The organism is Streptomyces sp. NPDC054883, from assembly GCF_053610645.1.
This window is the reverse complement of record NZ_JBSGYT010000011.1, coordinates 1-24,971: the sequence shown is the minus strand read 5'-3', so window position 1 is coordinate 24,971 and position 24,971 is coordinate 1. Positions and strand designations below refer to the sequence as shown.

At 72.9% G+C, this 24,971-nt stretch carries 29 protein-coding genes, 1 pseudogene and 1 riboswitch; of the genes and pseudogenes, 15 read left to right on the top strand and 15 right to left on the bottom strand.

Annotation, left to right across the window (positions count from 1 at the left end; translation table 11 throughout):
* The first annotated feature begins 347 nt into the window (after nucleotides 1-347).
* A complete protein-coding gene (locus ACWGH1_RS11005; protein WP_453352560.1) occupies nucleotides 348-2,327 on the top strand; it encodes a HelD family protein in 1,980 nt (659 codons plus the stop codon).
* Between the two features lie 78 nt (nucleotides 2,328-2,405).
* On the opposite strand, the gene ACWGH1_RS11000 is transcribed toward ACWGH1_RS11005, so the two are convergent.
* The 3 genes from ACWGH1_RS11000 to ACWGH1_RS10990 all read right to left on the bottom strand — a co-directional run bounded on the left by ACWGH1_RS11000 (nucleotide 2,406) and on the right by ACWGH1_RS10990 (nucleotide 4,370).
* A complete protein-coding gene (locus ACWGH1_RS11000) occupies nucleotides 2,406-2,759 on the bottom strand; it encodes a MerR family transcriptional regulator (protein WP_453352556.1) in 354 nt (117 codons plus the stop codon).
* A gap of 26 nt (nucleotides 2,760-2,785) precedes the next feature.
* Nucleotides 2,786-3,553 (bottom strand): SDR family NAD(P)-dependent oxidoreductase, encoded by a 768-nt coding sequence (locus ACWGH1_RS10995; protein ID WP_453352557.1) that lies wholly within the window; start codon nucleotides 3,551-3,553, stop codon nucleotides 2,786-2,788.
* Nucleotides 3,554-3,683: 130 nt separating this feature from the next.
* Entirely contained in the window at nucleotides 3,684-4,370 is a 687-nt protein-coding gene (locus ACWGH1_RS10990; RefSeq protein ID WP_453352558.1) for a copper homeostasis protein CutC, read from the bottom strand.
* Nucleotides 4,371-4,473: 103 nt separating this feature from the next.
* On the opposite strand from ACWGH1_RS10990, the gene ACWGH1_RS10985 reads away from it, so the two are divergent.
* Together ACWGH1_RS10985 and ACWGH1_RS10980 are read left to right on the top strand one after the other, a co-directional pair.
* Nucleotides 4,474-5,115 (top strand): HD domain-containing protein, encoded by a 642-nt coding sequence (locus tag ACWGH1_RS10985; RefSeq protein WP_453352559.1) that lies wholly within the window; start codon nucleotides 4,474-4,476, stop codon nucleotides 5,113-5,115.
* Between the two features lie 81 nt (nucleotides 5,116-5,196).
* A complete protein-coding gene (locus tag ACWGH1_RS10980) occupies nucleotides 5,197-6,399 on the top strand; it encodes a Cmx/CmrA family chloramphenicol efflux MFS transporter (RefSeq protein WP_453352561.1) in 1,203 nt (400 codons plus the stop codon).
* A gap of 317 nt (nucleotides 6,400-6,716) precedes the next feature.
* Here the strand turns inward: ACWGH1_RS10980 and ACWGH1_RS10975 are convergent, their stop codons facing one another.
* Both ACWGH1_RS10975 and ACWGH1_RS10970 read right to left on the bottom strand, forming a co-directional pair.
* A complete protein-coding gene (locus ACWGH1_RS10975) occupies nucleotides 6,717-6,983 on the bottom strand; it encodes a DUF4031 domain-containing protein (protein WP_453353712.1) in 267 nt (88 codons plus the stop codon).
* A gap of 7 nt (nucleotides 6,984-6,990) precedes the next feature.
* On the bottom strand, nucleotides 6,991-7,365 hold the full coding sequence (locus tag ACWGH1_RS10970; protein ID WP_453353711.1) for a hypothetical protein: 375 nt from the start codon (nucleotides 7,363-7,365) through the stop codon (nucleotides 6,991-6,993).
* A 161-nt stretch (nucleotides 7,366-7,526) separates the two neighbouring features.
* Here ACWGH1_RS10970 and murQ point away from each other — a divergent pair, with 161 nt between their 5' ends.
* From murQ to ACWGH1_RS10945, 5 genes are all read left to right on the top strand, one after another.
* Nucleotides 7,527-8,450 carry an N-acetylmuramic acid 6-phosphate etherase gene (gene murQ / locus ACWGH1_RS10965; RefSeq protein WP_453353710.1) on the top strand — a complete coding sequence of 308 codons (924 nt, stop codon included), beginning with the start codon at nucleotides 7,527-7,529 and terminating at the stop codon, nucleotides 8,448-8,450.
* Nucleotides 8,451-8,496: 46 nt separating this feature from the next.
* Nucleotides 8,497-10,008 (top strand): PTS transporter subunit EIIC, encoded by a 1,512-nt coding sequence (locus ACWGH1_RS10960; RefSeq protein WP_453353709.1) that lies wholly within the window; start codon nucleotides 8,497-8,499, stop codon nucleotides 10,006-10,008.
* A gap of 112 nt (nucleotides 10,009-10,120) precedes the next feature.
* Nucleotides 10,121-10,393 (top strand): CopG family transcriptional regulator, encoded by a 273-nt coding sequence (locus ACWGH1_RS10955; protein WP_453353708.1) that lies wholly within the window; start codon nucleotides 10,121-10,123, stop codon nucleotides 10,391-10,393.
* Nucleotides 10,390-10,803 (top strand): PIN domain-containing protein, encoded by a 414-nt coding sequence (locus tag ACWGH1_RS10950; RefSeq protein WP_453353707.1) that lies wholly within the window; start codon nucleotides 10,390-10,392, stop codon nucleotides 10,801-10,803. Before ACWGH1_RS10955 ends, ACWGH1_RS10950 begins: the two co-directional genes overlap by 4 nt.
* Nucleotides 10,804-10,833: 30 nt before the next feature.
* Complete coding sequence (locus ACWGH1_RS10945; RefSeq protein WP_453353706.1) at nucleotides 10,834-11,331, top strand: N-acetyltransferase family protein; 498 nt, start codon at nucleotides 10,834-10,836, stop codon at nucleotides 11,329-11,331.
* Here ACWGH1_RS10945 and ACWGH1_RS10940 read toward each other — a convergent pair whose 3' ends face one another.
* Together ACWGH1_RS10940 and ACWGH1_RS10935 are read right to left on the bottom strand one after the other, a co-directional pair.
* Nucleotides 11,332-12,042 carry a hypothetical protein gene (locus tag ACWGH1_RS10940; RefSeq protein WP_453353705.1) on the bottom strand — a complete coding sequence of 237 codons (711 nt, stop codon included), beginning with the start codon at nucleotides 12,040-12,042 and terminating at the stop codon, nucleotides 11,332-11,334. It lies immediately after the preceding gene.
* Complete coding sequence (locus ACWGH1_RS10935; protein WP_453353704.1) at nucleotides 12,039-12,257, bottom strand: hypothetical protein; 219 nt, start codon at nucleotides 12,255-12,257, stop codon at nucleotides 12,039-12,041. Before ACWGH1_RS10935 ends, ACWGH1_RS10940 begins: the two co-directional genes overlap by 4 nt.
* A 113-nt stretch (nucleotides 12,258-12,370) precedes the next feature.
* Between ACWGH1_RS10935 and ACWGH1_RS10930 the strand changes: the two are divergent.
* Nucleotides 12,371-12,765, top strand: a pseudogene (locus ACWGH1_RS10930) (Scr1 family TA system antitoxin-like transcriptional regulator); the annotation flags it as partial.
* On the top strand, nucleotides 12,726-12,875 hold the full coding sequence (locus tag ACWGH1_RS10925) for a DUF397 domain-containing protein (protein WP_453353713.1): 150 nt from the start codon (nucleotides 12,726-12,728) through the stop codon (nucleotides 12,873-12,875). The pseudogene ACWGH1_RS10930 and the gene ACWGH1_RS10925, both read left to right, overlap by 40 nt.
* Here ACWGH1_RS10925 and ACWGH1_RS10920 read toward each other — a convergent pair.
* Nucleotides 12,859-14,049 (bottom strand): S8 family peptidase, encoded by a 1,191-nt coding sequence (locus tag ACWGH1_RS10920; protein WP_453353703.1) that lies wholly within the window; start codon nucleotides 14,047-14,049, stop codon nucleotides 12,859-12,861. The two genes, ACWGH1_RS10925 and ACWGH1_RS10920, sit on opposite strands and share 17 nt — an antisense overlap.
* Before the next feature lie 372 nt (nucleotides 14,050-14,421).
* Between ACWGH1_RS10920 and ACWGH1_RS10915 the strand changes: the two genes are divergently transcribed.
* Nucleotides 14,422-14,769: a protease inhibitor I9 family protein gene (locus tag ACWGH1_RS10915; RefSeq protein ID WP_453353702.1), complete on the top strand. Its 348-nt coding sequence runs from the start codon at nucleotides 14,422-14,424 to the stop codon at nucleotides 14,767-14,769.
* Nucleotides 14,770-14,780: 11 nt separating this feature from the next.
* On the opposite strand, the gene ACWGH1_RS10910 is transcribed toward ACWGH1_RS10915, so the two are convergent.
* Nucleotides 14,781-15,191, bottom strand: coding sequence for a nuclear transport factor 2 family protein (locus tag ACWGH1_RS10910; protein WP_453353701.1), 411 nt, complete (start codon nucleotides 15,189-15,191; stop codon nucleotides 14,781-14,783).
* A gap of 129 nt (nucleotides 15,192-15,320) precedes the next feature.
* Between ACWGH1_RS10910 and ACWGH1_RS10905 the strand changes: the two genes are divergently transcribed.
* The gene (locus tag ACWGH1_RS10905) at nucleotides 15,321-15,800 is read left to right on the top strand and encodes a hypothetical protein (RefSeq protein WP_453353700.1); all 480 of its coding nucleotides are present in this window, start codon (nucleotides 15,321-15,323) and stop codon (nucleotides 15,798-15,800) included.
* 205 nt (nucleotides 15,801-16,005) lie between these two features.
* Here the strand turns inward: ACWGH1_RS10905 and ACWGH1_RS10900 are convergent, their stop codons facing one another.
* Both ACWGH1_RS10900 and ACWGH1_RS10895 read right to left on the bottom strand, forming a co-directional pair.
* Nucleotides 16,006-16,776 carry a beta-glucanase gene (locus ACWGH1_RS10900; RefSeq protein WP_453353699.1) on the bottom strand — a complete coding sequence of 257 codons (771 nt, stop codon included), beginning with the start codon at nucleotides 16,774-16,776 and terminating at the stop codon, nucleotides 16,006-16,008.
* Nucleotides 16,777-16,813: 37 nt separating this feature from the next.
* Entirely contained in the window at nucleotides 16,814-17,431 is a 618-nt protein-coding gene (locus ACWGH1_RS10895; RefSeq protein ID WP_453353698.1) for a phosphoribosylanthranilate isomerase, read from the bottom strand.
* A gap of 140 nt (nucleotides 17,432-17,571) precedes the next feature.
* Here ACWGH1_RS10895 and ACWGH1_RS10890 point away from each other — a divergent pair, with 140 nt between their 5' ends.
* Nucleotides 17,572-17,703 (top strand): hypothetical protein, encoded by a 132-nt coding sequence (locus ACWGH1_RS10890; RefSeq protein WP_453408629.1) that lies wholly within the window; start codon nucleotides 17,572-17,574, stop codon nucleotides 17,701-17,703.
* A gap of 96 nt (nucleotides 17,704-17,799) precedes the next feature.
* Here the strand turns inward: ACWGH1_RS10890 and groL are convergent, their stop codons facing one another.
* The 4 genes from groL to thrC form a co-directional block, all read right to left on the bottom strand.
* On the bottom strand, nucleotides 17,800-19,422 hold the full coding sequence (gene groL, locus ACWGH1_RS10885; protein WP_361314643.1) for a chaperonin GroEL: 1,623 nt from the start codon (nucleotides 19,420-19,422) through the stop codon (nucleotides 17,800-17,802).
* 324 nt (nucleotides 19,423-19,746) lie between these two features.
* Entirely contained in the window at nucleotides 19,747-19,953 is a 207-nt protein-coding gene (locus ACWGH1_RS10880) for a cold-shock protein (protein WP_030009783.1), read from the bottom strand.
* 411 nt (nucleotides 19,954-20,364) lie between these two features.
* Nucleotides 20,365-20,643 (bottom strand): ubiquitin-like small modifier protein 1, encoded by a 279-nt coding sequence (locus ACWGH1_RS10875; RefSeq protein ID WP_453355093.1) that lies wholly within the window; start codon nucleotides 20,641-20,643, stop codon nucleotides 20,365-20,367.
* Nucleotides 20,644-20,685: 42 nt separating this feature from the next.
* On the bottom strand, nucleotides 20,686-21,960 hold the full coding sequence (gene thrC / locus ACWGH1_RS10870; RefSeq protein ID WP_453355092.1) for a threonine synthase: 1,275 nt from the start codon (nucleotides 21,958-21,960) through the stop codon (nucleotides 20,686-20,688).
* Between the two features lie 17 nt (nucleotides 21,961-21,977).
* Nucleotides 21,978-22,135, bottom strand: a riboswitch (SAM riboswitch).
* A gap of 185 nt (nucleotides 22,136-22,320) precedes the next feature.
* Between thrC and ACWGH1_RS10865 the strand changes: the two genes are divergently transcribed.
* Both ACWGH1_RS10865 and ACWGH1_RS10860 read left to right on the top strand, forming a co-directional pair.
* Entirely contained in the window at nucleotides 22,321-23,298 is a 978-nt protein-coding gene (locus ACWGH1_RS10865; RefSeq protein WP_453355094.1) for a glucosyl-3-phosphoglycerate synthase, read from the top strand.
* A 61-nt stretch (nucleotides 23,299-23,359) separates the two neighbouring features.
* On the top strand, nucleotides 23,360-24,796 hold the full coding sequence (locus tag ACWGH1_RS10860; RefSeq protein ID WP_453355091.1) for an alpha,alpha-trehalose-phosphate synthase (UDP-forming): 1,437 nt from the start codon (nucleotides 23,360-23,362) through the stop codon (nucleotides 24,794-24,796).
* Nucleotides 24,797-24,971: the final 175 nt, after the last annotated feature.

Genomic DNA, 24,971 nt, shown 5'->3' with positions numbered 1-24,971 from the left:
TACACTCGCCGCTCTTGCCGCCTCCCCGCGCCCCACCGGGAGAGCGCCCGCCGGCCGGTACCGGCGGGCACGTGTCCGTACCGCACCGCTCCCCCTGAGCGAGCTCCCGCAGTCCGCAGACCAGCCGTTGGAGGCAATCCGTGCCCGCGCACGCCCCCGGACCCGCCGGCCCCGCCCGAGCCGAAGCCCCCGCCGCGGCCCCCGCCGGGCCCCATGCCGCGGACCCGGTAGGGACCCGAGCCCACGTCCGCCCCGCCGCGGCCCCCGCCGACACCCACCCCGAGGGGGCCCGCCCCCTCGCCCGCGAGCAGGCCCACCTCACCGCCTCCCGCGCCGCGCTCCGCGCCATGCGCGCGGACGTCGAGTCCCTCGACATCCGCGACGTCACCGCGAACTGGGTCAACGCCGCCGTCCTCCAGGGCCAGATCGACGACCGCATCAAGGCCCTCGCCGACCTCGCCCACACCCCCCTCTTCTTCGGCCGCCTCGACTACCTGCACGCGCCGGGCGGCGACCTCGCCGAGGGCGCCGAAGGCGAGAAGTTCTACATCGGCCGCCGCCACGTCCACGACGCCGACGGCGACCCCATGGTCATCGACTGGCGCGCCCCCGTCTCCCAGCCCTTCTACCGCGCCTCCAAGGCCGACCCGCAGGACGTCGCCCTGCGCCGCCGATTCGGCTACACGGGCGGCGAGCTCACCGCGTACGAGGACGAGCACCTCAGCGACCCCGCCGAGAGCGCCGCCGTCAGCAAGCTGCTCCAGCAGGAGATCGAGCGCCCGCGCGTCGGCCCGATGCGTGACATCGTCGCGACGATCCAGCCCGAGCAGGACGAGATCGTCCGCTCCGGTCTCTCCGGCTCCGTCTGCGTCCAGGGCGGCCCCGGCACCGGGAAGACGGCCGTCGGCCTGCACCGGGTCGCGTACCTGCTGTACGCGCACCGCGAGCGCCTCGCCCGCACCGGCACCCTCGTCATCGGGCCGAACCGTTCCTTCCTGCACTACATCGAGCAGGTCCTGCCGGCGCTGGGCGAGCTGGAGGTCAAGCAGGCCACCGTCGACGACCTGGTCGCCCGCGCAGGCCTGGAAGTACGCGCTGCGGACACCGCCGAGACCGCCGTGGTCAAGGGCGACGCGCGGATGGCCGAGGTGCTGCGCCGCGCCGTCCGCTCGCACGTCAGCGCGCCGGTCGAGCCGCTGATGGTGGTGCGCGGGTCGCGCCGCTGGCGGGTACCCGCGTACGAGCTGGAGGAGATCGTCTCCGAGCTCCTCGACCGGGCCATCCGCTACGGCGCCGCCCGCGACGCGCTGCCGCAGCGGATCGCGCACACCGTCCTCGTCCGCATGGAGCAGGCGGGCGAGGCCCCCGACGACCGGGTGCAGGACGCGGTGGCCCGAAACCCCGCGGTCAAGGCGGCGGTACGGGAGATCTGGCCGCCGGTGGAGCCGGCCAAGCTGGTGCTGCGGCTGCTGTCGGACGCGGAGTTCCTCGCCGCCCACGCGACCGGGGTGCTGACGGACGACGAGCAGAAGCTGCTGCTGTGGCAGAAGCCGTTCCGCAGCGTGAAGTCGGCGAAGTGGACGGCCGCCGACCTGGTCCTGATCGACGAGGCGGCGGACCTGGTGGAGCGCACGCACTCGCTGGGCCACGTCGTGCTCGACGAGGCGCAGGACCTCTCCCCGATGCAGTACCGGGCGGTGGGGCGGCGCTGCACGACGGGTTCGGCGACCGTACTGGGCGACCTGGCGCAGGGCACCACCCCGTGGGCCACCCGCGGTTGGGACGAGGCGCTGACGCACCTGGGCAAGCCGGAGGCGGTGCTGGAGGAGCTGACGGCCGGGTTCCGCGTGCCGCGCGAGGTGATCGCGTACGCGTCCCGGCTGCTGCCCGCGATCTCGCCCGGGCTGGCGCCGGTGTCCTCGGTACGTGAGACGCCGGGCTCGCTGGTCGTCTCGGCGGTGGCGGGGCCGGAGCTGACGTCGGCGGTGGTCGCGGCGTGCGCGGAGTCCCTGCGGTACGAGGGCTCGATCGGCCTGATCGCGGCGGACGCCCGGATCCCGGAACTGGCGCGGGCCCTGGAGGCGGCGGGGCTGCCGTACCTGGCGCCGGGCGAGGAGACGACGGAGCGGGCCAGGCTGACACTGGTGCCGGCCTCGCTGGCGAAGGGCCTGGAGTACGACTACGTCGTACTGGACGAGCCGGCGGCGGTCGTCTCGGGCGAACCGGACGAACGCACCGGCCTGCGCCGCCTCTACGTCTGCCTCACCCGCGCGGTCTCGGGCCTCCGCGTCCTGCACGCGGCCCCCCTCCCGGCGGCCCTGGCCTGACCCGGCCGCCGGGCGCCCCCCTCCCGGCGGCCCTGGCCCGGCCCCGCCGGGCGTCGCTGACCGGACCGCCCGGCAGGGTCAACCGCCGGTCTGCTGCCGGAGCGCGGTCCGCAGCCGGTCGCGGGCCCGGGTCTGGGCGGCGATGCGTTCTTCGAGGACGGCCAGGCGGTCCCGCGCGACCCGCAGGCCCTTGGCCGAGGGCGGTGCGGAAGCGACATCGCCGTCCAGGCACGGCAGGAACGCGCGCACGTCATCGAGGGTGAGCCCGGCGGACAGCAGGTAGCGGATGTTACGGACCCGCACCACCGTCCGCTCGTCGTAGCGGCGGTAGCCGTTGGCGGCCCGTTCGGCGGAGATCAGCCCGGCCTGCTCGTAGTGCCGCAGCGCACGAGCGGTCGCCCCCGTCGCCCTGGCCAGCTCACCTATGCGCACCCGTGCCACCTCCCGGGCCACTCCTATCACGCCACGACCGCTCCGCCGTCGACGGGGAGTACGACTCCGGTGACGAACGACGCGGCCGGGGCGGCGAGCCGGGTGACCGCCCAGGCCACTTCCTCGGGGCGGCCGATCCGGCCCAGCGGCGTGTGCGCCAGCTGCCACTCCCGCACCGCGGCCATCCGCTCGGACGTCAGGCCCTGGTGTTCTCCGATGGGGGTGTCGATCGCGCCGGGGGCGACCGCCACCACCCGGACCCCGCGGGGTGCCAGCTCGACCGCCCAACTGCGGGTCAGCGATTCCAGGGCGCTTTTGGTCGCCGCGTAGAACGAGCTCCCGGGCCAGCCCCGCTGCCCCAGCGACGTACTGACGTTGACGATCACTCCGCACGAGCTCTCCAGCGGCGGCAGCGCGGCACGGGCCAGCAGAACGGGAGCGACGAGGTTCGTGGCGAGCTGATCCGTGATCAGCTCCGGACCGAGCGTGCCGAGGGCGCCGGTGCGCACGATGGCGGCATTGTTGACCAGGACGTCCAGTCGCCCATGTGCCGCCAGGACGTCCCGGACGATCCGCTCGGGCGCCCCTTCGGCAGTGATGTCGACGGACAGCGGCACGATCCGGTCGTGCCCTGCCGCCGTCTCCCTGAGCGGTTCGCTCCGCCGTCCGATCGCGACCACCTGGGCGCCCTCGGCGGCGAAGGCACGGGCGGTCGCCCGGCCGATGCCCGTGCCGGCTCCGGTGACGACGACGATCCTGCGGCTCTGCGGTGCGGTGCTGTTCATGCCGGTCATCGTGCAACCCTGCCGCCAGCGGCAAGGTCAACCCCGGCGCCGCCGCCGGGCGGGCCGGCGCTGCGCTCGGCCCTGACCGGACGGCGCGGCTCCCCGGCGCAGTGCACGAGCTCCCGCCCCGCGGCGCGGGCTACGCGAGGGCCGCCCGCCAGGTGGCCACCGCCGAGGGTGTGACCGGGCCCGACCAGCCCGCGGGGCGGGCCGCGCCGCCGATGTGGAAGGCGTCGAGGCCCGCCGCCCGCAGCGCCGGCAGGTGGTGCAGCGCCAGGCCGCCACCGACCAGGATCCGCGCCCCGTACCCCGGTGCGCCCTGCCGCGCCGCCTCCGCCGCCAGGACCGGCAGCCCCGTGTCCACTCCGGCCGCAGACCCGGCCGTCAGGAACGTGTCCAGCCCGGGCAGCTCCGCGAGGGCCTTGCGGGCCTGGTCCCGGTCGGCCGCGCGGTCGATCGCCCGGTGGAAGGTCCAGCGGCAGCCGTCCAGCGCCGCCACCACCGCCTCGACGGCGGCCAGGTCGGGCCCTCCGTCCTGGTCCAGGAAACCGAGGACGAACTCCTGCGCGCCCTCCGCCCGCAGCTCCCGCGCCTGCTCGACGAGGAGGTCGATACGGCCGGCGGCGAACCCGTCCGACCGGCGGAGCATCACGCGCAGCGGGATGTCGACCGCCGCCCGGATCGCCGCGAAGGTCCCGCGCGGCGGGGTGAGCCCGTCGGCGGCCATGTCGGTGACCAGTTCGAGTCGGTCCGCCCCACCGGCCTGGGCCGCGACCGCGTCCTCCACGTCGAGGGCGATCACCTCCAGGAGCGCACGGTTGCTCATTCGATCGATCCCATCCTCGGAAAATAGGTCTAGTCCAATCTCAGGGTACGGGCCCGCGCCCACCCACCACCAGCACCATCCACGCCACCCCCACAATGTGCCCATGACCTCAGACCTCCGCGACCGCTGGCACGCCACCACCGCCGCCGCCGGCGCCGCCCCCGGGACCGACGCCGCGCCGTACGCCGAGCGCCTCCTCACCGCCTGGGCGGAGCCGCAGCGCCGGTACCACACCACCGCGCACCTGGCCGACGTACTCGCACGCATCGACGTACTCGCGCCGCACGCCCAGGACCCCGCCGCCGTCGAGCTCGCGGCCTGGTTCCACGACGCCGTCTACCGTCCCGACCGGTCCGAGAACGAGGAGCGCAGCGCCGCCCTCGCCGAGCGCGCCCTGCCCGAGCTGGGCATCGACGCCGCCCGCACCGCCGAGGTGGCCCGGCTGGTCCGCCTCACGGTCAGCCACGACCCAGCGCCCGGCGACACCAACGGCGAGGTGCTCTGCGACGCCGACCTCGCCGTCCTCGCCGGCGGCCCGGACGCGTACGCCGCCTACGTCGCCGCCGTCCGCGCCGAGTACGGCTTCGTCCCCGACGACGCCTTCCGCGCCGGCCGCGCCGCCGTACTGCGCCAGCTGCTCGGCCTGCCCCGGCTCTTCCGCACCCCCTACGGCAGCGCGCACTGGGAGGCCCCGGCCCGCCGCAACCTGGCCGCCGAGCTGGCCACCTTGACCGACGGAACCTGACGTAAGAAACAGGGGGCGGGAATGCGCCATCGTTCCGGCCGGTTTGTACACCACATGCCCGCAGCCTCCGAACGCTCCCGCATGCCCGTCGCCGTCTACGTCCTCGGCCTGTCCGTCTTCGCACTCGGGACCAGCGAGTTCATGCTGTCCGGGCTCCTGCCACCCATCGCCGACGACATGGGCGTCACCATTCCGCAGGCGGGCCTGCTGATATCCGCCTTCGCGATCGGCATGGTCGTCGGGGCGCCGCTGCTGGCCGTCGCCACCCTGCGCCTGCCGCGCCGCACGACCCTGGTGAGCCTGATCTCCCTCTTCGGTCTGGGACAGGTCGCGGGCGCGCTGGCCCCCTCGTACGAGCTGCTCTTCGCCTCCCGCGTGGTCTCGGCGCTCGCCTGCGCCGGGTTCTGGGCGGTCGGCGCGGCCGTCGCCATCGCCATGGTCGACAAGGACCAGCGCGCCCGCGCGATGTCCGTCATGATCGGCGGGCTGTCGATCGCCAACGTCCTCGGCGTGCCCGCCGGGGCCTTCCTCGGCGAGCAGCTCGGCTGGCGCTCGGCGTTCTGGGCCGTCGGCGCGGCCTCGGCCGTCGCCCTCGCCGGGATCCTGGCGCTGATCCCGCGCATCCCGCTGCCCGCCGAGAAGCCGCGGCTGCGCAGCGAGCTGCGGATCTACCGGGACCGGCAGGTGTGGCTGTCGGTGTGCGTCACGGCGCTCGCCGCGGGCGGCGTCTTCTGCGCGTTCAGCTACCTGTCCCCGCTGCTCACGGACGTGGCCGGGCTGGAGGCCGGCTGGGTGCCGTGGATCCTGGGCCTGTTCGGGGTGGGGGCGCTGGTCGGTACGACGATCGGCGGGCGGGTCGCGGACGCGCACCTGTTCGGGGTGCTGCTGTGGGGCATCGCCGGCTCAACGGTGTTCCTCCTCGCCCTGGCCCTGCTGGCGTCCTTCGCGGTGGCGGCGGTCGCCCTGTCGTTCCTGATCGGCGTCTCGGCCTTCTTCACCGCCCCGGCGCTGAACGCCCGGCTGTTCAACGTCGCCGGGGCCGCCCCCACCCTGGCCGGGGCCACGACCACGGCCGCGTTCAACCTCGGCAACACGGGCGGCCCGTGGCTCGGCGGCACGGTCATCGACGCCGACTTCGGCTTCGCCGCCACCGCCTGGGCCGGTGCTGCGATGACGGCCACCGCCCTCGCCCTGACGGCTCTGGCCCTCCGCCTGGACCGCCCCACCCGCTCCCGCGTGGTGGCGGCGTCGACGCCCCGCGCCAATGCCCTGACGCGGCGCTAGTGCCGCGGCCGGGGACAGCCCCCGAGCCCCCGCGCCTGGATCGACCGGCGGACCGGGCCGGGTACCGCAGGCCCGCCGGGGACGGCCCGCACCCGCGCCACGGGGGTCCGGGGCGAAGCCCATGGGAACGGTGGAAGGGCGGGTAGGGGACAACCCGCAGGGCCACCCCGACCGACGACCGGCCAAGCGCGCCACCACTGCGGGGGCCGGCCCCCGGACCCCCGCGCCGCACACGCCGGCGGGGCCGGACGTGGCTCCGCCCCGGACCGGGGTCCGGGGCGGAGCCACGGGGAACGGGACAGCCCCCCAGGGCACCGTCAGGCCGGGCGGCCCTTGGGGCGGCGGAGGCCCGCGCGGGTGAGCCGGTGCAGCAGCTCCTTGCTGCCCACCTCCACCGCACCCGCCGCCACCGCGTCCGCGTACCGGTACGACGGCACGTCGTAGTGGTCCCGCTCGAACGCCCGCGCCGGGCAGCCGATCGACTCCGCGAAGGCGTGCAGCTCCTCGAACGAGACGTCGCTGACCAGGTGCGACCACATCCGCCCGTGCCCCGGCCAGGTCGGCGGGTCTATGTACACCGTCACCCGCCGCTCACCGCCGGCCGAGCACGGGGCCGAGTCCGCCCACCGCCGACACCCGCACGCCCGCCTCCGAGCACACCCAGTGCGGGTCCGGCCCGAGCTCCGGCTCCACGTCCAGCGCGTGCGGTTCGCCGTGCGCGCACACCGGACACAGCGGCCAGCGCCCGTACTTCTCCAGCAGCGCGTCCTGCACGTCCTGCGCGACGAGTCCGGCGAGGTAGCCGACCCCCTCCGGCCACTGCTCGACCCACCACCGGCGGTGCGTGACCGCGTCCTCGACGAGGGACACGACATCGGCCTCGGCGACCTCGCCCGCGACGAGATCGGCGAGTACAAGGGCACGGGCGGCGTGCAGCGCCTGCTCAAGGGGGGTCGCTTGGTCCATGGGCCCATTGTGAACCCGTACGGGCGAGTACGGGAAAGCCCGCACGGATGCGGCCACCGCCCGGGCATGGCGCCTTGACCCCCACCCCCGACGAAAATACGTTGCCGACCTCAGCCCCTCGCCCCCTCGACCCCCTCGGCCCCCACCGCTAGGACCCGCCCATGACCGCCCATGCGGAACTGCGTGCCCAGCTCGACTCCCTCACCACCGAGGCCTTCCGCCCCGACCTCGCCGAGATCGACCGGCTGCCCACCCCCGACATCGTCCGTCTCATGAACGCAGAGGACGCCACCGTCCCGGCCGCCGTCGCCGACCGGCTCCCCCAGATCGCCGCTGCCGTCGACGCGATCGCCGACCGCATGGCACGCGGCGGCCGGCTCCTCTACGCGGGCGCCGGCACCGCGGGCCGCATGGGGGTACTCGACGCCAGCGAATGCCCGCCGACCTTCAACACCGACCCCGGCCAGGTCATCGGCCTGATCGCGGGCGGCCCCACCGCCATGGTCAAGGCCGTCGAAGGGGCCGAGGACTCCCCCGGCCTCGCCGCCGACGACCTCACCGCCCTCGGCCTCACCGCCACCGACACCGTCATCGGCATCTCCGCCTCCGGCCGCACCCCGTACGCGATCGGCGCCGTCGAGTTCGCCCGTACGCGCGGCGCGCTCACCGTCGGGCTGTCCTGCAACGCCGGCTCCGCCCTCGCCGCGGCCGCCGACCACGGCATCGAAGTCGTCGTCGGCCCCGAATTCCTCACCGGCTCCACCCGGTTGAAGGCGGGCACCGCGCAGAAACTCGTACTGAACCTCATCTCGACCGTCACCATGATCCGTCTCGGCAAGACGTACGGGAACCTGATGGTCGACGTCCGCGCCACCAACGAGAAGCTGCGCGCCCGCTCCCGCCGCATCGTCGCCCTCGCCACCGGCGCCCCGGACGACGAGATCGAGGCCGCGCTCGCCGCCACCGGCGGCGAGGTCAAGAACGCCGTCCTCGTCATCCTCGGCGGAGTCGACGGCCCCACCGCCGCCGCCCTCCTCACCGAAGCGGACGGCCACCTGCGCGCCGCCCTCACCCGGACCCGCTGACCCGTCCCCCGCGCCCCACCGACCAGCAGCGAGGCGAACCACCACGATGTCCCCCGACACGCACCGCGCCACGGCCGCCGCGATCCTCCCCCTGGTCGGCGGCCCGGGCAACGTCACCTCCGTCGCGCACTGCATGACCCGGCTGCGCATCGGCCTGCGCGACCGCTCCCTCGTCCAGGACGAAGCGCTCAAGGCCGTCCCGGGCGTCCTCGGCGTCGTGGACGACGACACCTACCAGATCGTGCTCGGCCCGGGCGCCGTCGCCCGCGTGACCCCCGAGTTCGAGGCGCTGGTCCAGCGGACCCGCCCCGTCACCGCCGACGTCACCGCCGAGGCCCTCCAGGCGCGCGGAACGGCACTGCGGGAAGCCCGCAAGGCGCGCAACTCCACCCCCGTCAAACTGCTCCTGCGCCGCATCGCGAACATCTTCGTCCCGCTCATCCCGGCCCTCATCGGCTGCGGCATCATCGCCGGGCTGAACGGCCTGCTCACCAACTCCGGCCTGCTGCCCGCCGTCGTCCCCGCCCTCGCCGCGATCGCCTCCGGCTTCATGTCCCTGATCGCCGTCTTCGTCGGCTACAACACCGCCAAGGAGTTCGGCGGTACGCCCGTACTCGGCGGCGCGGTCGCCGCGATCATCGTCTTCCCGGGCGTCGCGAAGATCGAGGCGTTCGGCCGGCACCTCGCCCCCGGCCAGGGCGGCGTGCTCGGCGCGCTGGCCGCCGCTCTGCTCGCCGTGTACGTCGAGAGGTGGTGCCGCACCTGGGTCCCGCAGGCCGTGGACAACCTGGTCACGCCCACCCTCACCGTCCTCCTGCCCGGTCTGGTCACCCTCTACGGCCTGATGTACCTCGCCGGCCAGGTCGCCGAGGGCATCGGCTGGTTCGCCGACCGGCTCCTGGCCACCGGCGGCGCGCTCGCCGGGCTCGTGCTGGGCGGCCTCTTCCTGCCCCTGGTCATGCTCGGCCTGCACCAGGCGCTGATCCCGATCCACACCACCCTCATCGAGCACTCCGGCTACACCGTGCTGCTGCCGATCCTCGCCATGGCGGGCGCCGGGCAGGTCGGCGCGGCCATCGCCGCCTACTACCGGCTCCCGCGCAACCGTTCGCTGCGCACCACCATCAAGTCGGCGCTGCCGGCCGGCTTCCTCGGCGTCGGCGAGCCACTGATCTACGGGGTCTCCCTGCCGCTGGGCCGCCCGTTCGTCACCGCCTGCGTCGGCGGGGCGGCGGGCGGCGCGTTCGTCGGCCTCTTCAACCAGCTGGGCGCCGGCTTCGGCTCGACGGCCATCGGCCCCTCCGGCTGGGCCCTGTTCCCGCTGCTGGACGGCCCGTCGGGGCTGGGCCCGGCCATCGGCGTCTACGCGGGCGGTCTGGCGGTCGGCTACGCGGTGGGCTTCGTCGCCACGTACTTCTTCGGCTTCACCCCGCAGATGCTGACGGACCTCGACACCGGCGCCGGCCCGGACGCTCCCCCGGCCGCCGGCCCGGCGCAGGAACCGGCGCTGGCCCGAGCCGACGGCTCCGGCCCCGCTGCCGTCACACGCTCGGGCTGACGGGGACGGAAGCCGTCCCGCGGGTGCGCATATGCCAGCAGCCCGTGCACATGTACGTCTCCTCCCCCTATGCCGAATACGCGGCGGTAGCATCGGAAGTAGCATGGGTGGCATGAGCGAGCCTACCCAGAAGTACTCCATCTCGATGCCCCGCGACGTCGCAGAGGCCGCTCGCGCCCGCAGCGGCCCTTCGGGCCTGTCCGCCTACGTCACCGCCGCCGTGGCCCGCCAGATCGAACGGGACAACCTGAACGAGCTCATCGCCGTGGCCGAGGCGGAACACGGCCCCATCACCGAAGAGGAACTCCGGGCCACCCGCGAAATCCTCCAGCGCGCCCGCGAAGAGCAGTCCGGCGAGGGCAACGAGCACAGGAGCGTCGCATGACGCCACAGCCGGCCACGCCGGGCGGCACGCTCGTGCTCGACTGCGAGGGACTCTCCAAGGCCGTCCTGCGGGACCGCCTGGTCACTCGGTGGCTGACCCTCGCCCGGGCCGACGACATGCGGGTGATCACCAGCTCGGCCACCCTCGTGGAGGTGGTGCACCCTGCGATCAACGTGCCGGCCCTCAAGTGGACCCTGTCCCGCATGGTGGTCGAGCCGGTCACCGAGGAGATCGCCCACCAGGCCACGAGCCTGCTGCGCGCGGCCGGCCTCCACGGCCACAAGTACGCCATCGACGCCATGCTGGCCGCCACCGCCCTCGCGGCACCGGGGCCCGTCACCGTCCTCACCTCCGACCCCGAGGACCTGACCGCCCTCTGCGGCAAACGGCTCCTCGCAGTCAAGGTCTGATGGCCCCAACGGCCCGCGTAGGGTGCTCGGATGATCGAGATACGCAACGCGGGCCCCTCCGACGGTGACGCGCTCGGGGAGGTCCACGCCGCCTCCTGGGAGGCGGCGTACGCCCCCTTCTTCGAGCCGGAGTGGGCCGCCCGCGAGGTCCGCGCCCGCCGCACCCGCTGGCACGCCCGCGTCGCCGACGGCACCGGCACGATCCTGCTCGCCGCACTCGACGGCCGCCCGCTGGCACTGTCCTTCACCGTCCCGTCCCCCGACCGGCCGGGCCTCGCCGAGATCCGCACGTTCTTCGCCCACCCCGACGCCTGGGGCACCGGCATCGCCGCCGCCCTCATGACGGCGACGCTGGACCGCCTGCACGGGGCCGGGTACGGCGGGGCCCACCTGTGGACCCTGCGCGACACCCCGCGCTCCCGCCGCTTCTACACCAAGTCCGGCTTCACCGAGTCCGGCGCCGTACGCCCCCACGATTTCGGCGACGGCGCCCCCCTCGCCCAGGTCGAGTACGTCCGCAGCCCCTGATCACGCCCCGCGCACCCCTGCCGCAGTGCGCAGGTACGCCACCAGGTCGTCCACCGAGTACCCCAGCTTCGGCCCCCGTTCGGCGGCCATCAGCAGCAGCTGGCCCACGATCTCGGCGCCCCAGCCGTCCGTGCCGTCCTGCGACCACTCCCACAGCCGCTCGATCCCGAGTCCCGACATCAGCAGTCCGTGTCCGGCCCGGATCTCCCCGCACAACGGGGCCACCGCGTCGAGCAGCCGGGCCCCCGGCCGCTCGCAGCGGAGCCCGAAGCAGCCGCCGAAGTCCTCCACCACGCACCCGGTCGGCGGCCGGGCCTTGATGGCGTCATAACGCCGGTCATCGAACCCCGGGCACTCGTCGGCCGGACTGTGGACCAGCGAGAACCGCTGCCAGCCGGGCGGCGGAGGCGGCTGCGGACGCCAGGCCTTGATGCCGAACGCCTCCTGGACCAAGGCCGTCGCCTCGTCCGCCGTGTCGGCCGTCTCGCTCACCCTCCGCTTCCCGTCGTCCCCGACAGCGGTCCACAACCCGTTGCGCGCGTCCTGCGCGACCCGCACCGAAAGGCCCATGCCCGCACGCTTCCACCCGGCTCTGAACATCCCCTTCTCCAGCCAGCAGAGCTTCCACGCCAGCTCGAACTCCCACCCGCGCGCGGCCTCCGCCAGCCCCTTCAAGACGGCTTCGCACCGCGCGCGTTCGTCACCGGTCACGGGCGGGCCCGCTCGTGCAGTACGGCGACCAGCCGCAGCGCGGTGTCCAGGTTGCAGCGCCCGAGGTCGACCAGCGGAAGCCCGTACGTCCCGGCCGCCGACACCCCGTCCACGCCGAGCGAAGGGAACACCACGCCCACATCACCGAGGGCCTCTTTCAACTGCCCCACGGCTTCCTCCGCTGCCAGCATGCGTTCCTTGGGCGAGAGCACCATGACACGTTCCTTTCGCTCTGAGTAATCGCGTCCTGCACACAGAGTGGCTACTCGGTAGCTAGCCTTTCAACGTCGGGCGGTGCACAAACGCACCTGTTGGACCAGGAGTTGCCATGCCGGGACCGAAAAACCTCGACCCCTCCTGCTCACCCCGCACCCTGCTGGGCGCCGAACTCCGCGTGGCGCACGAACGCGCGGGCCACACCCAGGCCGAACCGGCCGAACGGCTCTTCGTCAGCGGCTCGTTCATCGGCCAGCTCGAAGCCGGGACGCGCCGGATGCCCTCGATGTCGCCCGCCAGATAGACGACATCCTCAACACGGACGGCTTCTTCGCCCGCAACTGCGAGGCGGCGGCCAAGTCCAAGTACCCGGACCACTTCGCGGCGGCGGCCGAGGCGGAGGCTCTGGCGAAGACCCTCCGCGCGTACGCACCGCTGATCATCCCGGGTCCGTTGCAGACGGAGGCATACGCGCGTGCCGTCTTCCGCGCGTATCAGCCGACGGCCACCCCCACATCGTCCCCGTCCGGGACTCCAAGCAGCCCGAAGGCCCGCACGTGGTGTTCCACGCACGGGCCTGGGCCGACTTCGTGGGGTCGCTCAGAGACCGTGGGTGAAGAGCAGCTCGTTGGCGCTGCCCTTGCCGACGGAGCTCAGCACGTCCTTGCTGGACCCGACGCTCAGGAACTCGGCGATCTCCGCCGGGGTCGCGGCCGGGTGCGCCTGCTTGTAGAGCACCGCGACGCCGGCGACGTGCGGCGAGGCCATCGACGTACCGTTCTCGGCCACGCTGCCGCCGCCGAGCTTCGCGGAGGTGATGTCCTGGCCCGGCGCGTACAGGGTGAGGCACGTACCGAAGTTGGAGAAGTCGGTCTCCTCGTCGTACTTGTTCGTCGCGCCGACCGTCACCACGCGCGCCGCCGAGGCGGGTGAGACGAGGCAGGCGTCCTTCGAGGAGTTGCCCGCCGCGACGACCGGCAGGACGCCCGCGTCGGAGAGTGCCGTGGCGGCGTCGTTGAGGGCCGCCGACCTGTCACCGCCGAGGGAGGCGTTCAGGACGGCGGGCTGCTTGGCGTTCTTGGCCACCCAGTCGAGGCCGGCGATGATGCCCGAGAACGTGCCCGTGCCGTCGCATCCCAGGACCCGGACGGAGACGAGGTTGGCCTTGCGCGCGACGCCGTACGTCTTGCCGGCGACCGTTCCCGCGACGTGCGTGCCGTGGCCCTGGCAGTCCATGCCCTGCTTGCCGTCGCCCATGGCGTCGAAGCCGAAGGTCGCGCGTCCGCCGAACTCGTCGTGGTTGTAGTCGATCCCGGTGTCCAGGATGTAAGCCGTCACGCCGGCCCCGTTGCCCGCGGTGGTGTAGCTGCCGTCGAGCGGCAGGACCTTCTGGTCGATCCGGTCCAGACCCCAGAGGGAGGTCGGGGCGCTCAGCGCCAGGCCGTCGTCCTGGTCCGAGAGGGTCGACACCGCCGACACCTTGGTGTCCTCCTCGACCGACTTCACCCCGAGGGCCACCCGGGCGATCCGCAGCTGGAGCGGGGTCATCTTGACGGCGAAGCCGTTCATGGCCGCGCTGTAGAGGAACGTGGCCTTCAGGCCCAGCTTCTTCGTCAGCGCGGCCGCGTCCACGCCCTTCTCCAGGGTCACGATGTACTGGCCGGGCACCGCGTTCGCCGAGGCGATCAGCGGGGCCGGGGTCGGCTCGGGGGCGGCGGCGGACGCGGTGCCGGCGAACGCCGGGGTCGTCGCGAGGAGCGCGGCGGTCGTCACACGGGCGAGCAGGCGCATGGAAGGAACTCCCGGGGAGTCGGCGGAAGGGTGAGCCCGCCACCTCACGGACGAGACGTCGCGGAGCTGAGCGCGGCTCCCCCTGCATCGGGCACCGATCGGCGCGACTTGAGGGTGCGCTCCCGGTTGGCCGAACAGGCCGAACCGGGCGCGGGTGTCCATCGCACAAACTGCGGAAACGATCAGCCCCCTTGCCGCACCCGGCCCTCCCAACTGAACGCCGACATCCCGCCCGTCCCCCGGAAGTTCGCCCGTACGGCCCAGCTCGCGCGGCGCGCACGAGGGGGCGCATTCGGCGTTCACCACCGGCGGGCGGGGCCACGCCGCGGCGCGTCGTTGACCGGGACACCCGCGCGTGATGGCGTCGCCCCCATGCGCAATCGACCGGGTTGGACCCGCCGGACGGCCGTCGCCGTCACCGCCCTCGCCGCCGTGACCGCCCTTCCCGTCACCGCCGCCACCGCCGCCGACGCGCCGCAGCCCGCGCCCGTCGCGGCTGCGGCCGAGTGGCCGACGTACCTCGTGACCGTGCGGCGGGGCCTGGACCCGGCCCTCGTGGCGGGTCATCACGGGGTCACGCCGGTCCACGTCTTCCACACCGCGATGAACGGATTCGCCGCCCCGCTCTCCCCCGCCCAGGTCACCGCCCTGCGGGCGAACCCCCTGGTGGAGTCCATCGAGGAGGACGGCATCGGCTCCTCGTTCGGCACCCCCGCCTGAACCGGCCGGCCTCAGGTCTGGTCGGCCTCCAGCGTGTCCGCGTGCCGGTGGGCGACCTTCCAGTCGCCGTCCTCGCGGCGGTAGACCTGGGTCGCGCGCAGGACGTACCGGCGCGGCTCGCCGTTGACGGAGGCCCGCGTGCGCTCGTACCCGACGGTGTAGGCCATGTCGCCGGCCACGTCGGCCGCGATGATCTCGTGCTCGTACGAGGTGCAGTCCGAGAACGACTCCGCCAGCTTGTGGAAGAGCGCGCTGACCTCCTCGTACCCGACGGCAGACATCCAGGCGCCCAGCACCGAGACCGGCTCCTGCCGGGACCAGATCGCGAAGCGCGGCCCGGCGTCCCCGTTGTGCAGGGCCACCTCGGCGTCCCGCAGCCGGGAGCGGGCCCAGTCCAGGAACGCGTCACGTTCGTCGCTCATCGCCGGCCTCCCGGGGCTCGCCTCCCCTCCCTCCCCACCGTACGCCGGGGCCGGCGGAGCCCTTCGGGGGGAGACTGGTGGGAAGGGAGACGCCGGGGGCGGCTCCCGACGACCGATCGTGGAGGCGTCATGGCTCACGCCGAACAGATCCTGTGGCGGTCACACGCGTCGAACCGGTGGATGCAGGCGACGGCCCTCGTCCTCGGACTCATCGCGGTCGGGTTCGCGGCCGCCGGGCTGGCCGGGTCGGTGGTGATGGTGTGGGTGCCGATCGTGGTGCTGCTCCTGTCGTCCCTGCTGCTCCTGGTGTTCGCCTCCGTGACCGTACGGGTGACCGGGCGGGCGCTGGAAGTGGCGTACGGCCCCGTCGGGCGGCCCGTGCGGCGCTGGTCCCCGGCCGAGATCGACGCCCCGGCCCGCGTGGAGGAGCGCCGGCCCTCGCAGGTCGGCGGCTGGGGCTACCGCGTGAGCAGGCTCGGTACGACGGTGATGGTCCGGGGCGGCCCCTGCCTCGTGATCCGCTCCCACGGCCGGGACTTCGCGGTCAGCATCGACGACGCCCAACGCGGCGCCGCCCTGCTGAACTCCCTGCCGCGGCCGTCTCCCTGACCTGCCGCTCCTGCGGTGACCGGCGGATGAGTGAGCACTCATTGCCGTCGCGGGACCGCCGGCGCCGGGCAGTCGCCGCGACCTGGCACCGGCGAGATCGTCCGGCACACCGCCATGAAACCACCAGGCCGGGGTCGTGCTCGGCGGGGCACGAGGACGTGCGCCCCCACGGCCGGGGGCCGGCCGCAGGGGTTGGGGACTGGTCCTAGCCGCGGTAGACGCGCAGTTCGGTCACCTCGTAGGACATCTCCGTGACCTCCGGATCCGGCGCCGGATGGTAGTTGCCCGCGCACACCGACAGGTTGACGATGAGGTACGCCCGCCAGCCGCGGCCCACGCCCCGGCGGTCGGAGAAGACCTGGGCGCCGTTGACCCGCCAGACGACCGAGTTGCGCCCGAACTCCACGCTCAGGTCCACCCACGCACCGGGCCGGACCGAGGGGTCGCGGTGGTAGCGGTGCGCCTCGCGGACGTGGTTGGAGAGTTCCAGCAGGTCGGGGTTGTCGGGGTGGTACTCGAAGACGTCGATCTCCTGGCCGCCGTCCCGCCAGGTCCAGATCGCGGGCCAGGCCCCCAGCTCCGCCGGGAGCCGTACCCGCGCCTCCAGCACGTCGCCGGTGCGCACCATGAAGCCCTCGTCGCTGCCCTCGGTGGTGAGCAGGCCGGTGTCCCAGTTGCCGTCCGGGCGGCGGGTGGCGCGGAAGACGCCGCCGCGGCTGTAGGCGGGGTCCTCGACGAGGTGGTCGAGCTTGTTGTCGCCGGGGTTGACGGGGCCGCCGTCGGGATACGCCCAGGAGCGTCCGGCGACCCATTGGGTGGGGGAGGCGAAGTCGGCGGTGAAGACGGGGGCGCGGCGGGGTGCGGGTACCGTCGCTCCGCCACCGCCCCCCGGGGCGAAGCGGGACGTCAGGCGCCCCAGCCAGCCGAGCAGGTCCGTGTCCATGCAGGGTGTCTGCCCGGCAGCGGAGCGGGCCATGCCGGATTCCTCGCGCTGGGTAGTCGCACGGTTGCTTTCAGCAACTGGGGTCGCGGGCCGCCGCGAGGAACGCGCGGATGAGCTCCGGTGACTTCACTCCGCGCTCCTGTTCCACGCCGCTGGAGACGTCCACGCCCCATGCGCCGGTCGCCAGCAGGGCCGCCCGCACGTTGGCGGGGTCGAGGCCGCCCGCCAGCAGCCAGCGGCCGCGGGGCGCGGTGAACTCGCCGGAACCCCAGTTCCACGGCTTGCCGGAGCCGGGGTCGGGGGCGTCGATCAGCAGCAGGTCCTCGCCGTATTCGCCGGTCCGCGCGACGGCGGTGGCGGTGGCGCGGATGAGGGTCCGGGCCGGGTCGCGCAGGGCCTCGTAGTACTCGGGCCCCTCGTCGCCGTGGAGCTGCACGCCGCGCACGGCGCTCTCCCGCGCCAGCCGCCGGACCTCCGCCACGGACTGGCCGCGGAACACCCCGACGGTGAGCACGCCCTCGGGCACCCGCGCGGCCAGCTCGCGCGCGGTGGCGGCGTCGACGGTCCGGGGGCTGCCGGGGGCGAAGACGAACCCGACGGCATCGGCCCCGGCCGCCACGGCCACGTCGACGTCGTGCGCGGTCTTCAGCCCGCAGATCTTGACGAAGGGTGCGCTGCTTTCGCTCATGCCCCCGAGTCAACCAAACTCGCCCGCCCGGCGGCGATCCGTCCCAGGGGCCGGGCAGGCGACCACCTGCGCCACGGTGCTCGGGCTGTCGCAGGCGCAGCCGGCCGGGCGGGCTGGTCTCACGCAGGCGAATCTCCCGGGTGGAGGGCGCCGACGCCGTACCCACGTTGCCGCTGCTGCTGCGCCTCGCGCGGGCCCTGGACGCGTCGCTGGACATCGCCCTGGGCGAAGGCCGGGAAGAGGTCAGGTTCGTCGGGCGGCCCGCCGCCTGAGCGGCGCGCCGCGGGAACGCCCGAGGGCGGCACCCCTCATCGGGGTGCCGCCCTCGGAACGTGGAGCGTACTGGACAGCCGATCAGCCGGGGCCGATCAGAAGTCCATGTCACCGCCCGGCATGCCGCCCGGCGCACCGGCGCCGGCCTTCTCGGGCTTGTCGGCGATGACGGCCTCGGTGGTCAGGAACAGCGCGGCGATCGACGCGGCGTTCTGCAGCGCGGAGCGCGTGACCTTCGCCGGGTCGATGATGCCCTCGGCGATCATGTCCACGTACTCGCCGGTCGCGGCGTTCAGGCCGTGGCCGATCGGGAGGTTGCGCACCTTCTCGACGACGACGCCACCCTCGAGACCACCGTTGACGGCGATCTGCTTGAGCGGGGCCTCCAGCGCGAGCTTCACGGCGTTGGCGCCGGTCGCCTCGTCACCGGTGAGCTCCAGCTTCTCGAAGACCGAGGAGGCCTGGAGCAGGGCCACGCCACCACCGGCGACGATGCCCTCTTCGACGGCCGCCTTCGCGTTGCGAACGGCGTCCTCGATGCGGTGCTTGCGCTCCTTGAGCTCGACCTCGGTCGCGGCACCGGCCTTGATGACGGCCACGCCGCCGGCCAGCTTCGCGAGGCGCTCCTGGAGCTTCTCGCGGTCGTAGTCCGAGTCGGAGTTCTCGATCTCGGCGCGGATCTGGTTGACGCGGCCCTGGACCTGGTCGCTGTCACCGGAGCCGTCGACGATGGTCGTCTCGTCCTTGGTGATGACGACCTTGCGGGCGCGGCCGAGCAGGTCGAGACCGGCGTTCTCCAGCTTGAGGCCGACCTCCTCGGAGATGACGGTGCCGCCCGTGAGGATGGCGATGTCACCGAGCATGGCCTTGCGGCGGTCACCGAAGCCCGGGGCCTTGACGGCGACGGACTTGAAGGTGCCGCGGATCTTGTTGACGACCAGGGTCGACAGGGCCTCGCCCTCGACGTCCTCGGCGATGATCAGCAGCGGCTTGCCGGACTGCATGACCTTCTCCAGGAGCGGCAGCAGGTCCTTGACCGAGCCGATCTTGGAGTTGACGATCAGGATGTACGGGTCGTCGAGCGACGCCTCCATACGCTCCATGTCGGTGGCGAAGTACGCCGAGATGTAGCCCTTGTCGAAGCGCATGCCCTCGGTGAGTTCCAGCTCCAGACCGAAGGTCTGGGACTCCTCGACGGTGATGACGCCTTCCTTGCCGACCTTGTCCATGGCCTCGGCGATGAGCTCGCCGATCTGGGTGTCGGCGGCGGAGATGGAGGCCGTCGAAGCGATCTGCTCCTTGGTCTCGACATCCTTGGCCTGCGCGAGCAGGGCGGCGGAGACGGCCTCGACGGCCTTCTCGATACCACGCTTGAGGGCCATCGGGTTGGCGCCGGCGGCCACGTTGCGCAGGCCCTCGCGGACCAGTGCCTGGGCCAGCACGGTGGCGGTGGTCGTACCGTCGCCCGCGACGTCGTCCGTCTTCTTGGCGACTTCCTTGACCAGCTCGGCGCCGATCTTCTCGTACGGGTCCTCGAGCTCGATCTCCTTGGCGATGGAGACACCATCGTTGGTGATCGTGGGGGCGCCCCACTTCTTCTCAAGGACGACGTTGCGACCCTTGGGGCCAAGGGTGACCTTGACGGCGTCGGCGAGCTGGTTCATGCCACGCTCGAGACCGCGCCGGGCCTCCTCGTTGAATGCGATGATCTTGGCCATCTGAAGTGGTCCTCCAGGACTGGGGTGGATTGCTCCTGGACCGCGCCCGCGCCCGCGACGGACGGCCGACGAGCCCGACGGTTCCTTCCCGCCGGACCCTTGGGCCTCACCGACCCGGTCCTCGTTTTAGTAGCACTCTCACCTGGAGAGTGCTAACGCCAATGATTAGCACTCGACCCCGTCGAGTGCAAGCGGCTTCGGGCAACGCCGGGCGAAGTCCCCGGCCGGGACGCACGTGGGGCCCACGTCCCGTGTCCGGGATGTGGGCCCCACGTGCGTGTGTGGTCCTTGAGACCTGTTGCGTCGGTGGTCGATCGCGCCGGGTCAGCCGAGTGCGAGCTTGACCATGTCCGCCTGAGGACCCTTCTGGCCCTGCGAGATCTCGAACTCGACCCGCTGACCCTCTTCAAGGGTGCGGTACCCGTCCATCTGGATGGCGCTGTAGTGGACGAACACATCCGCACCACCGTCGACCGCGATGAAGCCGTAGCCCTTCTCCGCGTTGAACCACTTGACGGTGCCCTGAGCCATGCCTAACTCCCCTATTACTGGCCCTTGCGCAGGACCGCACTTCGCGGACCCGGGTCAGAACTTGCGCCGGAACGCCTCGACCGCGGCTGAATGTATCCGCACCGGTGCTGTCTGCAACAGGTCAATCCGACGAGAATTCCGGACAAGAAGGAATATGGAAATCACGTGAAATTTAGGCATATTCCCGGGCAACTCGGGCCCGACATCCGGCATCAAAGGCCCATACCAGGCGTGCATGTTGACTCAATGTCAACCATCCGGCGGCCCGCTCATATGCGGCGGGCAAGAACAACGGAGGGGACTTCCCAAACTCTACCGCGCCCAACCAACCAGAATTGCCCCCTCCGCTTTTACCGGAGGGGGCAATTCAGGTGTGACTCCGCTGGGAAGGCGGGCGTGGGCAGCCGGGCGTCAGCAGCCGCCGGCCACGGCGGGGATGATCGAGACCCCCGCGCCGTCCGGCGTCGCCGTCTGCAGGCCGCCCTCGAAGCGCACGTCGTCGTCGTTGACGTAGACGTTCACGAACCGGCGCAGCTTGCCCTGGTCGTCCAGGACGCGGGCCGCGATGCCCGGGTGGTTCTTCTCCAGGGACTCGATGACCTCGGAGAGGGTCGTGCCCTCGGCGGAGACCTCGGCCTTGCCACCGGTGTAGGTGCGCAGGATGGTGGGGATGCGGACGTTGACGCTCATGGCGCTATTGCCTTTCCGGGAACAGGAGGGGTGGATCGGGCCTCAGGCCAGGCCGGCGGCGCGGAACGCGTCCAGGCTGGGACGGATGGTGGCGGTCTGGCCGCTGTCCGAGGCCACCGCCTCCAGGGTCTTGAGACCGTCGCCGGTGTTGAGGACGACCGTGGTCAGCGAGGGGTCGAGCTGCCCGTTCTCGATGAGCTTCTTCGTCACGCCGACGGTCACGCCGCCCGCGGTCTCGGCGAAGATGCCCTCGGCCCGCGCGAGGATCTTGATGGCCTCGACCACCTGCTCGTCGTTTACGTCCTCGACGTAACCGCCGGTGCGCCGGGCGATGTCCAGGACGTACGGACCGTCCGCCGGGTTGCCGATCGCCAGGGACTTGGCGATCGTGTTCGGCTTCTGCGGGCGCACCACCTCGTGTCCCGCCTTGAAGGCGGTCGACACGGGCGAGCAGCCCTCGGCCTGCGCGCCGAAGATCTTGTACGGCTTGTCCTCGACCAGCCCGAGCTTGATCAGCTCCTGGAGCCCCTTGTCGATCTTCGTCAGCTGCGAGCCGGACGCGATGGGGATCACGATCTGGTCCGGCAGCTGCCAGCCGAGCTGCTCGCAGATCTCGTACGCCAGCGTCTTGGAACCCTCGCCGTAGTACGGGCGCAGGTTGACGTTGACGAAGCCCCAGCCCTCGCCCAGCGGGTCGCCGATGAGCTCGGAGCAGAAGCGGTTGACGTCGTCGTAGTTGCCCTCGATGCCGACGAGGTCGCCGCCGTAGACACCGGCCATGACGACCTTGCCCTGTTCCAGGTCGTGCGGGATGAACACGCAGGAGCGGAAGCCGGCCCGGGCGGCCGCGGCGCCGACGGCGCCGGCCAGGTTGCCCGTGGAGGAGCAGGAGAGGGTGGTGTAGCCGAACGCGCGGGCGGCCTCGACGGCGATGGCCACGACGCGGTCCTTGAAGGAGTGCGTCGGGTTGCCGGAGTCGTCCTTGACGTAGAGCTTGCCGGTGACGCCCAGCTCCTTGGCCAGGTTGGCCGCGTCCACCAGCTTGGTGAAGCCCGGGTTGAGGCTCGGCTTGGAGGCCACGTCCGCGGGGACGGGCAGCAGCGGGGCGTAGCGCCAGATGTTGTCCGGCCCGGCCTCGATCGCGGCGCGCAGGGCCTCGGGGTCGCCGGTCGGGAGGTCGTAGGCGACTTCCAGAGGTCCGAAACACTCGACGCACGCGAAGATGGGTCCGAGCTCGAAGCGGGTACCGCACTCGCGACAGGAAAGGCCGGTGGCGGGTCCGAGATCAACAGAGGTGGCGACAGTCTGTGCAGCCATGATGGCGAGGCCCTTTCTCCTCATCTTCCCCATGGCGCACTTCGCCATGAGACGGAATTGGCACCTTCCCTAGCCGGGGACCTCGCGGGGGTGCGTCGAAAACGCATCGCGAGAACCGACTGGAGGGTTGCCGGGGCTTCAACGGGCCGTGTCCCTCTGCCCCTCTGGATGAGCGGTATGGCACCGGGCCGCGCGCTCTATGGCGCTCCCGGGCATTTGTGCGCGAGGACCCCGGCATGCCGTGGTCCTTCGCGTTGTTCAAGACTGTAACCGAAGGGGCGGCCGGTTGAGACAGCCGTCCGAACCGCGAGATGGATCACAAACCGGTCCAAACAAGCGACGATGCAGGGAGTACCGAGGGTGCTGGAAGAGGTGGAGCGCTGGCTGGCAGACCGCTCCTGGTCCGCCGCCGACCGGCCGCTCGACCGGCTGCTCGACCGCAAGCGCGCGTCGGGCGCCACGGTCAGCGTGGTGCTGCCCGCGCTCGACGAGGAGGCCACGGTCGGCGCCATAGTCGAGGTGATCCGCCGCGACCTGATCGAGGGGCTGCCGCTCCCCCTGGTGGACGAGCTGGTGGTGGTCGACTCCGGGTCGAGCGACCGTACGGCCGAGGTGGCCGCGAAGGCCGGGGCGCGGGTGGTGCACCGCGACGCGGTGCTGCCGCGGCTCCCGGCGGTGCCCGGCAAGGGCGAGGTGCTGTGGCGCTCGCTGCTCGCCACCACCGGGGACATCGTCTGCTTCGTGGACGCCGACCTGCGGGACTTCTCGTCCGCCTTCGTCTCCGGCATCGTCGGCCCGCTGCTGACCGAACCGGACGTGCAGTTCGTCAAGGCGATGTACGACCGGCCGCTCGGCGACGCGCCGGGGCAGGGCGGCCGCGTCACGGAACTGGTGGCCCGGCCCCTGCTGAACCTGCACTGGCCGCAGCTGGCCGGCTTCGTCCAGCCGCTGGGCGGCGAGTACGCCGTACGGCGCTCCCTGCTGGAACGTCTCCCCTTCCCCGTCGGCTACGGCGTGGAGCTGGGCCTGCTGGTCGACGCGCTGCACACGGTCGGGCTGGACGCACTGGCCCAGGTGGACGTCGGCGTACGGCTGCACCGCCACCAGGACGGGCAGGCACTCGGCCGGATGGCCGCGGCGATCTACCGCACGGCGCAGCTGCGGCTCTCGCGCGGGCACTCCCCCGGCTACCGCTGGGGGTACCCCCCGGTACGCCCCGCCCTGACCCAGTTCGAGCGGGGCCCGGACGGCTTCGTGGCGCGCACGCACGCCGTGGACACCGAGGAACGGCCGCCGATGCTGGAGGTCGAGGAGTACGCGGTCCGCCGCGTGGCGTGATGCGGCGTGGCGTGACGCCGCGGCGGGTTTGAGGCGCCTGCGGCGGGGTTAGGTTCGCGGCATGGCTTCCCAGGTACTCGTCGCCGCGAACCGCGGCCCCCTTTCGTACGCCCACGCCCCCGACGGCACCCTCAGCGCCCGGCGCGGCGGCGGCGGTCTCGTCTCCGGCCTCTCCGCGGCGCTCGCGGAGCAGCCGGACGCGGTGTGGATCTGCGCCGCGCTGTCGGAGGGTGACCGGGAAGCGGTGCGGAGGGGGGTTTCCGAGCCCGGCGTCCGGATGCTGGACATCGATCCCGCGGTGTACGACGCCGCGTACAACGGCATCGCGAACTCGGTGCTCTGGTTCACCCACCACCACCTGTACGACATCCCGCGCGAGCCGGTCTTCGACGCGGAGTTCCGGCGGCGCTGGGACGCGTACCTCCTGTACAACCGGGCCTTCGCGGACGCGCTGGCGGCGGAGGCCGGCGAGGGCGCGGCGGTGCTCGTCCAGGACTACCAGCTGGCGCTGGTGCCGGGCATGCTGCGCGTGCTGCGGCCCGACCTGCGGATCGCGCACTTCACGCACACCCCGTGGGCCTCGCCCGACGTCCTGCGGATGCTGCCGCGGTACGTGCTGGAGGAGCTGACCTGGGGGATGCTCGGGGCGGACCTGCTGGGCTTCCACACCGCGGAATGGGCGCGGGCGTTCCTGGCGGCGATGCCGTTCGACGGGGCGGAGGGCAGCGCGGAGGAGGTCCGGGAGGGGCGCGTGGAGCACCGGCGGGAGTCGGTGTGGCCGCGGCGCACGACCGAGGTCCGGGCGTTCCCGCTGGGCGTGGACGGCGACGACCTGCGGGCGCTGGCGCACCGGCCGGAAGTCGACGACAAGCTGGCCGGGCTGCGGGCGGAGGTCGGGGACCGCAAGACGATCGTCCGGGTGGACCGGACGGAGCTGTCCAAGAACATCCTGCGCGGCCTGTTGGCGTACCGGGAGCTGCTGACGACGCACCCGGAATGGCGCGAACGGGTGGTGCACATGGCGTCGGCGTACCCCTCGCGGCAGGACCTGGCGGTGTACCGGGAGTACACGGCGGCGGTGCGGGAGCTGGCGGCGGAGATCAACGCGGAGCTGGGGACGGCGCAGTGGCAGCCGGTGCTGGTGTCGGTGGAGGACGACTTCGCGCGCTCGCTGGCGGCGTACCGGATGGCGGACGTGGCGCTGGTGAACCCGGTGCGGGACGGGATGAACCTGGTGGCGAAGGAGATCCCGGTGGTGTCGGAGGCGGGGTGCGCGCTGGTGCTGTCGACGGGGGCGGGGGCGTACGAGGAGCTCCGCTCGGACGCGCTGACGGTGAACCCGTACGACGTGTCGGAGACGGCGGCGGCGTTGCACGCGGCGCTGGCGATGCCGGAGGCGGAGCGGGCGGAGCGGACGAAGCGCCTGGCCGCGGCGGCCACGGCCCTGCCGCCGGCGGCCTGGTTCGAGACCCAGCTCTCGGCCCTCCGCGAACCCTGACGGCCCGGCCCGCGCGTCCTGCCCGCGCCCGGGCCGGGGCCTGACCGGCTGCGGCGCCGCCGCGCAAGCGCCCCCGGGCTCCGCCCGGGCCTCGCGGGGCTCCGCCCCGCACCCCGCGCCTCAAACGCCGGCGAGGCTGGATTCTGCGGACAGGCTCCGCGCAGCGGATACCCGC